The sequence below is a fragment of the Thermodesulfobacteriota bacterium genome, assembly GCA_039028315.1.
Taxonomy (GTDB): domain Bacteria; phylum Desulfobacterota_D; class UBA1144; order Nemesobacterales; family UBA2774; genus CR02bin9.
In genome coordinates this window covers 1-10838 of record JBCCIH010000069.1, presented here as the reverse complement: position 1 = coordinate 10838, position 10838 = coordinate 1, and the positions used below count along the sequence as shown (strand labels likewise).

11 protein-coding genes and 1 pseudogene are annotated in these 10838 nt (G+C 38.8%); 4 read left to right on the top strand and 8 right to left on the bottom strand.

From position 1 onward, the window contains the following. Positions 1-1266 (bottom strand): multicopper oxidase domain-containing protein (locus tag AAF462_05815; GenBank protein MEM7008636.1); only part of this gene is annotated, 1266 nt, incomplete at its 3' end. Between the two features lie 88 nt (positions 1267-1354). Beyond that, positions 1355-1666, bottom strand: a complete 312-nt coding sequence (locus AAF462_05810; GenBank protein MEM7008635.1) for a hypothetical protein — start codon at positions 1664-1666, stop codon at positions 1355-1357. Positions 1667-1823: 157 nt separating this feature from the next. Here AAF462_05810 and AAF462_05805 point away from each other — a divergent pair, with 157 nt between their 5' ends. From AAF462_05805 to AAF462_05790, 4 genes are all read left to right on the top strand, one after another. Beyond that, the gene (locus tag AAF462_05805) at positions 1824-4019 is read left to right on the top strand and encodes a bifunctional alpha,alpha-trehalose-phosphate synthase (UDP-forming)/trehalose-phosphatase (GenBank protein ID MEM7008634.1); all 2196 of its coding nucleotides are present in this window, start codon (positions 1824-1826) and stop codon (positions 4017-4019) included. 12 nt (positions 4020-4031) lie between these two features. After that, entirely contained in the window at positions 4032-5030 is a 999-nt protein-coding gene (locus tag AAF462_05800; protein MEM7008633.1) for an aldo/keto reductase, read from the top strand. A 76-nt stretch (positions 5031-5106) separates the two neighbouring features. Then, positions 5107-5460 (top strand): DUF5684 domain-containing protein, encoded by a 354-nt coding sequence (locus AAF462_05795; GenBank protein ID MEM7008632.1) that lies wholly within the window; start codon positions 5107-5109, stop codon positions 5458-5460. A gap of 60 nt (positions 5461-5520) precedes the next feature. Further along, positions 5521-5856, top strand: coding sequence for a DUF5684 domain-containing protein (locus AAF462_05790; GenBank protein ID MEM7008631.1), 336 nt, complete (start codon positions 5521-5523; stop codon positions 5854-5856). An 11-nt stretch (positions 5857-5867) separates the two neighbouring features. Here AAF462_05790 and AAF462_05785 read toward each other — a convergent pair whose 3' ends face one another. From AAF462_05785 to AAF462_05760, 6 genes and pseudogenes are all read right to left on the bottom strand, one after another. After that, a complete protein-coding gene (locus AAF462_05785) occupies positions 5868-6518 on the bottom strand; it encodes an HAD family phosphatase (GenBank protein MEM7008630.1) in 651 nt (216 codons plus the stop codon). 153 nt (positions 6519-6671) lie between these two features. Beyond that, positions 6672-7067 (bottom strand): hypothetical protein, encoded by a 396-nt coding sequence (locus AAF462_05780; protein ID MEM7008629.1) that lies wholly within the window; start codon positions 7065-7067, stop codon positions 6672-6674. A gap of 122 nt (positions 7068-7189) precedes the next feature. Next, positions 7190-8080, bottom strand: a complete 891-nt coding sequence (locus AAF462_05775) for a cation diffusion facilitator family transporter (GenBank protein MEM7008628.1) — start codon at positions 8078-8080, stop codon at positions 7190-7192. A 40-nt stretch (positions 8081-8120) separates the two neighbouring features. Further along, positions 8121-9389: pseudogene (locus tag AAF462_05770) on the bottom strand (malic enzyme-like NAD(P)-binding protein). 363 nt (positions 9390-9752) lie between these two features. Continuing rightward, complete coding sequence (locus AAF462_05765; GenBank protein ID MEM7008627.1) at positions 9753-10469, bottom strand: 4'-phosphopantetheinyl transferase superfamily protein; 717 nt, start codon at positions 10467-10469, stop codon at positions 9753-9755. Positions 10470-10525: 56 nt separating this feature from the next. Next, a partial coding sequence (locus tag AAF462_05760; protein ID MEM7008626.1) for a cytochrome c biogenesis protein CcdA occupies positions 10526-10838 on the bottom strand: 313 nt, incomplete at its 5' end.

Sequence of the window (10838 nt, the reverse complement as noted above, 5' to 3'; positions counted from 1 at the left end):
TTTAGGAAGACTAGTTGGCATAACAGATCTAAGATATTTATATGGAGGCATTGGGCGCGGATTAGTATCCATTTTCATATCATGAGACATATCCATATGCTTGTTGCTATGATCCATTGAGCCATGATCCATAGAACTATGGTCCATATGCTCTTTCATAGAGTGGTCCATCTCCATTTCTTTTTTCTCCATATCCCCATGTCCCTCATGGTCCATCATCATGTGAGAGTGGTCCATCTTATATAGATTAGGTTTAGGTATGTCCTGTGCCAGAACCTTATCTCCTTCGCCAATAAATAGCGATGCATGACCAGAGCCGTCCTGGGCAGTGGCCCGAAACTCAGCTGATCCACTCTTCGGGACAGTAATAATTACATCGTATGTCTCTGCTATAGCCATCAACATCCTATCGGTTTTAAATGGCTTAACATCCACTCCGTCAGCCGCGATAACCTCCATATCACCGCCAGCATAATTCAGATAAAAATAACTAGCCCCACCTGCATTAATTATCCTTAGCAGTATTTTTTCTCCAGGTTGAGCTTTGAACTCTGATTGCTGCTTACCATTTATCAAAAAGGCATCATAGGCGACGTCGGATAAGTCCATCGGAGGCATTCTCCTAAGTGAACGCTTAAAGTTGTCGACTATTGCCTTATTTTTTATTACTCCGTAAACGGTTTGCATAGAGCCTTTTTTAAATTCCTGATACTCACTTCCGCGCTTAAGGTCTCTTAGAACTTCATGCGGGTTTTGATCTGTCCAGTCTGAAAGCACAATTGTTTCCTGCACTTTTGGTACTTCAATATCAGTCCTGTTTTCTTTAGGCTCAATCACAATTGCGCCGTACACACCTTTTTGTTCCTGAAGTCCTGTGTGGGAATGATACCAATAAGTGCCGCTATGAATTAGCGGGAATTCAAAAGTGTATGTCATTCCGGGCGTAATAGGGGGAGTGGTGAGGTATGAAACACCGTCCTGTCTGTTTGGCAGCAAAATCCCGTGCCAATGCACAGACGTATTAGTGTCCAGATTGTTCTTAACGTTTATTTTGGCTGTCTCGCCTTCTTTGAAATACAGTGTGGGCGCAGGAATAGAATCATTAACTGAAATGGCCATCTTGTCCTTTCCGGTAAAATTGACCATTTTATTATCTATTTCCAGATTGTATTCTCTTATTTGTTGTGCGTTCGTATCAAAAGCAAAAATGCTTGCGCAACTAACTATAATTATTGCAAATATCATATAATTAATTCTAAGTGTCATAGTTTTCTCCATATAAAATCCCATAATTAAATACAACTCTACTACTCTTTGTTCGACTAAAGAGCCGAGTAATAGGATTTAATGGAGATCAGATCAGAAAGCTTGAGTTTAAAACTTGTATATCAGGGGGGTCTTTATCTTTATAAGTAAAATTATTAGGGTTCGGGCTAGACTTGTTATGATTAAAAAGTTCCCAAGTCCTTGGCACTTCTGTAATTTTAACTTTTATATATTGATCAGTAGTACTATTCGTAAGTGATTCTTCACAGCATAAGACATGCAATTCTGATCTATCGTCGTAATTCTGCATAATAGTAGATGCTTCAGCATCTTTAGATTTGCTGTGATCCATGCTGTGGCAGCTCTCTTGAGCTTCCACCGGAGTTGCGGCGAAGCTCACGGATGTATTGCACCTTAGTCCATAGCAGAGCACAATATTAAAAATCAGAAATAGATAGAATATTCTAATTGCCATTATAAATAATAATATGAACTGTATTTTCTATGTCAACATTCTATTTCTATTCATTATAAAGTAGGTATAGTCTATATACGTTATGGGAAAGCTAATAATTGTTTCCAACCGATTGCCCGTCACTGTATCCAAGAAAAAATCCAAATTTAGTTTCCAACCAAGCGTAGGGGGTCTTGTAACTGGCGTAGGCTCTCTTGATATGGGCCAAGAGCAATTGTGGATCGGATGGCCAGGTATAACACTGTCTGGCTATAGCACTAAGTCTGACACAAGGGAATTACAACAGCTGCTTGCAGGGGATAATTACATACCTGTTTTTCTAAGAAGGGCAGATTTTGAGAACTACTACCAAGGTTTTTGTAATGAGGTAATATGGCCTCTCTTTCATTACTTTGTTCAGTATGCAAACTACGAGAAGCGCTATTGGGACAGCTACCGCAGGGTAAATGAGGCTTTCAGCCAGGCAGTGTTGGAAGTGGCAAATGAAGATGATGTAATTTGGGTCCATGACTATCATTTAATGCTTTTGCCGGAACTGATTAGAGAAAAACTACCAAAAGTAAAGATTGGTTTTTTTCTTCACATTCCCTTTCCGTCTTCTGAAATATTTAGGTTAATCCCATGGTGTAAGGAAATATTAGAGGGCCTTTTGGGATCTGACCTAATTGGATTTCACACCTTTGACTACGCACGCCATTTCCTTGAGAGCGTAAGACGTGTGTTAGGTTATGAGCACACACTGGGCCAGATAACCCTTGGCAACCATGCCGTGAAAGTCGATACATTTCCTATGGGCATAGACTATAAAAAGTTCTCTAGCGCCCCTGATAGTGAGGCAGTAAAGACAAGCATCTCAAAGTTTAGTGAGAATATAAAGGAAGGCTACAAGGTAATTCTCTCTATAGATCGGCTTGATTACACAAAAGGGGTTCCTGAGAGACTCGAAGCCTTTGATCACTTTCTTGATAAGAACCCGGCCTACAAAGGGAAGGTCATCTTTGTCGTGGTTGCAGTTCCTTCTAGAACAGAGGTCGAGCACTACAGACTCTTAAAAGAGCAGGTCGATAATCTTGCCGGAAGGATTAACGGTAAGCACGCCACTATCGGATGGACGCCTATATTATATATGTACCGCTCATTTGGTTTTGATGATTTAACCGCCCTATATTCAATTGCTGATGTGCTCTTTCTTACGCCGCTTAGAGACGGTATGAACCTGGTTGCAAAGGAATATGTTGCAACGCGTAAAAACAAGGACGGGGTTTTGATACTAGGAGAGATGGCGGGAACTGCAAAAGAGCTCGGTGAAGCATTGATTATTAACCCGAACGATCTAGAGGGGACATCTAACGCGCTTAAGAAAGCGATAACGATGCCGATTGATGAGCAGAAAAGAAGAATGACAATAATGCAAGGAAGGCTTGAGCGCTATGACGTCAGAAGATGGGCTCATGATTTTATGGACAGAATCAGCCATATAAAAGAGATACAAAAACATCTTATATCTAAAGGCCTGTCCCAATCTAGGAGAAATAAACTCATTCAAAGTTTTGCTAAGAGTAAAAGGGCATTGCTTTTGCTTGATTATGACGGAACTTTAATGCCATTTAACGAGAGGCCTGAGAAAGTTAAGCCGGATAAGGAGTTGAAAGAAATATTAGGCGCACTTTCTTCAAATCATAAAACTCATTTAGTAATCATTAGCGGAAGAGACAGAAAAACATTAGATAGATGGGTCTCAAATGTATCTAATGGTTTGGTCGCGGAGCATGGTGTGTGGATAAAAGAGAAGAAGTCTTGGGATACTCTGGAAATGTTGTCAGATGAATGGAAAGATGAGATAAGACCAATATTAGAAGTGTTTGTAGACAGAACCCCGGGCTCTTTTGTTGAGGAAAAAGATTTCTCACTAGTCTGGCATTTCAGAAAAGTAGACCCGGCGCTATCACTAGTAAGGGTTGGTGAGCTTAAGGATGTATTACTACATATCACAGCTAATCTAAACGTAGGTGTACTCGAAGGAAACAAAGTAATCGAGGTAAAAGATACAGGAATTAATAAAGGTAAAGCCACGATGCATTTAATGTCTAAGGTAAAGTGGGACTTTATACTTTCTATCGGCGATGACTGGACGGATGAAGACATATACGAGGTTTTACCTGAGTGGGGATATTCAATTAAAGTAGGTTTTGGCCCCACTAAAGCCAGGTTCAATTTGCCTTCATACAGAGAGGTAAGAAAATTACTTCATGATCTAATAGAAGCCGAGAATGATTAGAAGGAGAAACATATGGAATTTGTGAATATTAGCGGAACAGATATAGAATCTTCCAGAATAGGGCTTGGCTGCTGGGCAATCGGTGGCTGGCTCTGGGGAGGTAGTGAGGAGAGAGAATCAATTCAGACAATTCATGAAGCGCTTGATAAAGGCGTGACTTTAATAGACACAGCTGCAATCTACGGTTTTGGCAGATCAGAAGAGATCGTGGGCAAAGCCGTTTCCGAATACGGTAATAGAGATAAGGTAATATTGGCAACTAAAGTTGGGCTTGATTGGACTACTGGTAAGGTATACAGAAATTCTACTAAAGAGCGGATATTCAAAGAGGTTGACGATTCTTTAGAGCGTCTACAGAGTGACTATATAGATATTTATCAAATCCATTGGCCTGACTATGAAACTACTTTTGAAGAGCCCGCGGAAGCAATGCTTGAGCTTCTAAATAGTGGTAAAATTAGAGCTATAGGTGTTAGTAACTATAATATTGAACAAAAGGACATATTTCGTTCTATAGCTCCGATTCATACCTCTCAGCCGCCTTATAACCTATTTGAGCGTGAGATAGAAAAAGACATAATTCCATACACTGTTGAAAACAATATCACAAATCTTCACTACGGTGCTATTTGCCGCGGGATGTTGAGCGGCAGAATGACGTCCAAAACTACTTTTGAAGGTGACGATATAAGAAAGGTCGACCCTAAGTTCAAGAATTCAGAGCTGTTCAAGCAATACTTAGCTGCAGTCGATAAACTAGATAAATTTGCCCAGGAGAATTACGGTAAGAGGGTAATTCACCTAGCACTCAGATGGATGCTTGATAAAGAGAAAAAAGATATTGCATTATGGGGAGCTAGAAGACCATCTCAGCTTGAGCCGCTGGATGAAATATTTGGCTGGTCACTCGATGATTCAGCATTTACAGAGATAGATAAAATCCTAAGTGAGACTGTTAAAGACCCAGTTGGCCCTGAGTTTATGGCGCCTCCTACGAAAGGAAGACTATAAGTTTTTGCTAAGCATGTAGTCAGTGTATATATTATTTTACTAAATAATATATATGAACTTAGTTGGAGATTAGTGGATGGATGAATTTTCGAGGGGGCTACTAGGTTTTGTAGCTATATTAGTTTTTATTTTCCTTTTTTATTGTATAAAGATTCTTGCTAGGAAAACTGATACCAAGAATGAAAATTTTGCCTGGATTCCTATTCTTAATGTTTATCTACTTTGCAAGATAGCCCGTAAGCCGGGTTGGTGGGTGATACTTTTTTTAATACCAATAGTAAACATCATAATATCAACAATTATCTGGATGAATATTTCAGAACTAAGGGGCCGCTCCAAATGGCTAGGGCTGATATGTCTATTTCCTTACGCTGTAATACTGCTCATACCATATCTCGCTTTCTTTGATGCAAATCACAGTGAGTCTTGACACTAACCTTGTGCTAATGAGATAATAGAATCAATATAAACACAAAAGGAGGATTTACTAATGGATGACTCTTCTGCAGTCGGAATGTTTTTGCTTTACGTACTGGTCTATGTTTATTTTGCCTATACATTGATGGTTATTGCCAATAAAACTAATACGGAAAATTCCTGGCTAGCTTGGATTCCAATAGTAAATGTCTACTTGATGTGCAAGATAGCCCAAAAGCCCGGCTGGTGGACAATTCTATTTTTTATCCCTTTGGTGAATATAGTTATTGCAATAATTGTGTGGATGAAAATAGCTGAGCTTAGAGGTAAAGCCAGCTGGCTTGGAATACTAATTTTGATACCTTTTGTGGGATTAATTATTCCGGGCTATTTAGCCTTTGCGGATTAACATGATTTAATTTAATCAAAAAATTTGATTAAATCCGGGCTAATTCTATTTAGACTCGGAACTATGAGATCTGCGATCTTAAACTGATCTTGAGTTAATCTTTTGTCAGGTACTGCAATGCAGTGCATGCCTGCGGCCTTTGCTGATTTGACTCCGTTTATGGAATCCTCAATCGCAACGCACTCACTTGGATCTATTTCTAATCTTTTAGCAGTATGAAGATATATTGCGGGATGAGGTTTGCCATCATCCGTACATTCTCCGGATACCACAACCGGAAAATATTGATGAAGAGAAAACATGTCCAACACAAAATTTATCACCCTTAGAGGCGAGCTTGATGCAACCGCTAGTTTATAGTCCAAATCTTGTAATTGATTTAAAAGCGGAATTAGCTCCTTCACAACTTCAAGTTCCTCTTCATAGATACCGGTCAGGATAACTACTCGCTCATCTATTATTTCTTCAACGCTATCTTTGAGGTTGAAAGTTTCAACCAATAACTTTCCGGAATCATTCTGATTTAGTCCTACAATCTGGTCTCTGTAATCAGCTGTGTACTCAATACCCCTTCTTTTAAGAAGAATCCTCTCTGTTTTCTCCCAAAGGGGTTCACTGTCGATCATTACACCATCCATATCGAATATGACTGCTTTTATCATAGAATCTTAATCTTCCTTTTTTTGATACGAAGAGCTTGAAATATTACCCAGCACAATATAGGAGTACAACAAGGATATAAAAAAAGGATTTACATGAAGAGGGATATATTTCTCATCATGTAAATCCTTGAGGTGCAGAGATCTTAATAACTCTTATTTGAATACAAATCCTAGGTTGACCGAAAACGGTATGTATGGGTAAACAGGGTAGGGCCTTGGATAATAACCATATGGTCTGTATGGATATGGTCTGTAATAAGGTCTGTAGTAGGGTTTATAATATGGTTTGTAGTGTCCGTGTCTATATCCACGATTATATCCGCGCTTGTAAGCATGTTTGTAGCCGTGACCACCTTTATAGCCATAACCTCTTTGTTTATAGCCATGGCCGTAATTTTTCTTATAGCCCTGACCGCTTTTATAACCATAGCTTTTTCCGTGGCCCTTATATCCGTGGCCGCCGCCGTGGTATTTTTTAGCAAAACTACTTGTTGGGACAGCAAATACAAAAGCTATTATGACAAATGCAGGAATTATTAATTTTCTCATTTCTACTTCCTCCTGAAACGCTTTTGTATATATAAACCCGAACTTAAAATAAATGGTTTCAAACTATTGTTTTATATTTCAGATTATCTATTAAATCAGCTTCGGTTTCAACCAAAACTGGTTCAGATATGCTTGTCAGGGTCTACATGAACGGTAACTTCCGAGTTAGGAATAAGCTCTTTTATATCTTGTATAATGTGCTCGGCTAGATCATGGGATTTAACAAATGTAAGTTGATGGTCCATAACTACATGAAATTCTATAAACTTTATTGTGCCGGCATTTCTAGATTTAAGCTTGTGAAAACTTTTAACCTCTGGCTCATGATCCATTATTATATTTTCTATTTCAGAAACAATATCTTCTGGCAGCTCTTTATCCATAAGAATATTTACTGACTGAATAACTATGTCTTTTGCAGACCAGAGTATAACAATTGCTATTATTATAGAAATTATTGGGTCTAAAATATCTAGCCCAGTGAATTTGATAATGATAAGCGTGAGGATGATTCCGACGTTTGTATATACATCAACGCTGTAGTGAAGGCTGTCTGCACCCAGAGCCAAACTCTCGGTTTCTTTTGAGACCTTTTTGATATACCTTGCAAGTATAAAACTTACTACTATTGAGAATGCTATAACTATGATACCTAGATCAACAGACACGATCTCACCGCCGTATATTAACTTCTCAATTGCCAAATAAATAAGATAAAGTGATGAAATACCTATAACAAAGCATTGAAAGAGTCCTGCTAGCCCCTCTGCTTTACCGTGACCGAACCTATGGTCATGATCAGGCGGTTTTTCTGATTTGCTGATTGAGAAGTAATTAACCGATGAGGCGGTAAGGTCTAGGAATGAATCAGCAGCTGAGGCAAGTATGCTAACGGAATTGGTTATAATTCCGAAAATGAGCTTAATTATAATTAAGCATATTGATACAGTTATTGAGAGTAGGGCTGTTCTTAGTTTTTTAGATTTCTTTAGATCTGGGTCTGTTAGTATCAAAGCTCTTTGTAGGGTAAAAAAGCTACTTGATGCTCCATCTCTTTAACTTCTCTTGAACTTTCTTCTCTAATTTATCTCTGTAATCATCAAGGTCTATCTGGATCCTGGATACGCCGGATTTCATTGCGGCCTCTGCTACAGCAACAGATTCGTATACCAATACCCTTGGGTCAAAAGGTTTTGGAACTATATATTCAGGACCAAATTCAAAACTCTTTTCACCATAGGCTTTTGCAACATTTTCGTCTGCGCCTTGCTTCGCCAAATTTGCTAATGAGTAAGCTGCAGCCACTTTCATATCCTCATTTATCGCTTTTGCCCTTACATCAAGAGCACCTCTAAATATGAATGGAAACCCTAATACGTTATTTACCTGATTTGGATAGTCTGATCTGCCGGTAGCCATAATAACATCATTTCTTGCCGCAACTGCATCTGGATAAGATATTTCAGGGTCAGGGTTTGCCATAGCAAAAATAATTGGCTTGTCTGACATGCTTTTTACCATATCCTGTGTCACAGCGCCCCCTGAGGATAAACCAGCAAATACGTCGGCTCCCTTCAAGGCGTCCTCAAGAGTTCTAGCGCTAGTCTCAACCGCAAAGCTCTCTTTTTGGGGATTCATATTTTCTGAACGGCCTTTATAGATAGCGCCTCGGCTATCGCACATAATGATATGTTCTCTCTTAGCGCCTAGTGTGATAAAGAACTCTGCGCAGGCAATAGCAGATGCTCCTGCACCGTTGAAAACTATTTGTAGATCTTTCATCTCTTTATCTACAAGTTCACAGGCATTTAAGAGCCCGGCACCAGAAATGATAGCGGTTCCGTGCTGATCGTCATGGAAAATAGGTATATCTGTTTGTTTTTTGAGCTCCTCTTCTATATAAAAACACTCAGGAGCTTTGATATCTTCAAGATTTATACCGCCAAAAGTCGGTTCTAAATATTTGACTGTTTTAATTACTTCATCAGGGTCAGTTGCGCTTATTTCTATATCAAACGCATCAATACCAGCAAATCTTTTAAAAAGTACGCTCTTACCTTCCATTACAGGCTTTCCGGCAAGTGCCCCAATATTTCCTAGACCAAGCACAGCCGTTCCGTTGGAAACCACACCTACGAGATTTCCCTTATTAGTATATTCGTATACATCGTGCGGATCTTTATGAATTTCAAGACAAGGCTCAGCAACACCTGGGGAGTATGCTAGGGAAAGATCCCACTGTGTTAGACAAGGTTTTGTAGGTACTACCTCTAGTTTTCCTTTCTGGCCAATACTGTGATAGTCCAGAGCGGCCTGCTTCATTTCCTTGTCTTTATCAGACGGGTTTGACATAGTACTTAGAATCCTCCGTTTTCATATAAATCAATATGGATTCGCATTATATTGTATTTATTTCTTATTAGCTTCTCGCTTTAATCATTCAGCATGCGGGAGAGCCTCCGATGCTGAGGTTGTAAAACATTATTAATGAGTATAATCAGTTCCCTAATTGCGCTGATTGTTACTCCAGTAAAAAATATAAGCAACTAGTATAAAATTATATGACGAGTAGTCAAACTAAATATTTTCAGTCACTTAGATATAAAAACACAATAATTTAGAGTCAGTAATTATAACTGGAAGTAATTATGGTGTTAAGCGCCTTTTCTTAGTTTTGCTCAGAAATCAAAACCCAAAGCAACAAATATTAGGATTATCACCCCTAGTTGCTAGCGCCGCTAAATAGCCGTTTTCAGTTTCTATATCAAAAATTGACCATTTAGACTTTCCTTTATGCCCATTTGTAGTAAGACTCCGCCCTGTGACTAAATTAAGATCGATTTCCTTTGCAGGAAGCCCGATTCCTCTTCCCATAGCCTTTGAATATGCCTCCTTTCTGGTCCAAAGGGTAAAGAAAGCAGACTTCTTTTTATGCTGTGGGTGTGAATGATAGTAGTCAATCTCTTGTTTATTAAAAAAACGTCCTATTATTTTATCGGCCTTATTAACATCTCTAATATTTTCCACATCAATTCCGACCTCACTACCTTGTCTAACGGCATATATAATCAAATCAGCTGAATGAGATACATTGAACTTAATTTTTTTGTCATTTTGCTCTGATTTTACCGATGGTTTTCCATATTCATTGTAAGAAAACTCAATTTCGGAAGCACTAATCTCAAGATAGCTTTCCAGTTTTTTTCTCAGATGTCCTCTTGAGACGATAAACCTATTTTTATCTTTCTCTGATTTTAACCTTAGCGCTCGTCGCTTCTCATCTTTTGATAGCACTTCAGATAGAAGATGAGACGGTTCCCACTTGGGATTATTTATATTTATCTTCCAGATATGGATTTGATCATTTTCTAAGCTGCTAATAGCTGTGTTCGGTTTAGTCATTGTTGATTGGGAAATAATACTATATCAGTTTAGTGTATTACAAATCCTTGAGTTTTTTAGAAAGTCTTCCAAAAGTCTAAACCTATAAAATCGAGAACCTTTTGGCCATAGATATTAAGGTAGAAAAGATTATTAGTTAGCATCAGTATGCCAACAATAATTAGGCTTCCGCCCACTATAATTTTGTATAAATTGTAATGTCGTTTAATCCAGCCAAATGCAGTCAGGGCTTTTGAAAGCGCGAGCCCGGTAAGTAAAAATGGCAATCCAAGACCGATTGAGTATACAAACAATAGTGCAGCCCCTTTCCCTGCTCCCTCAGCCGTACTGGCATATAGAAGAATAGAGGCTAAAATCGGTCCCACACAT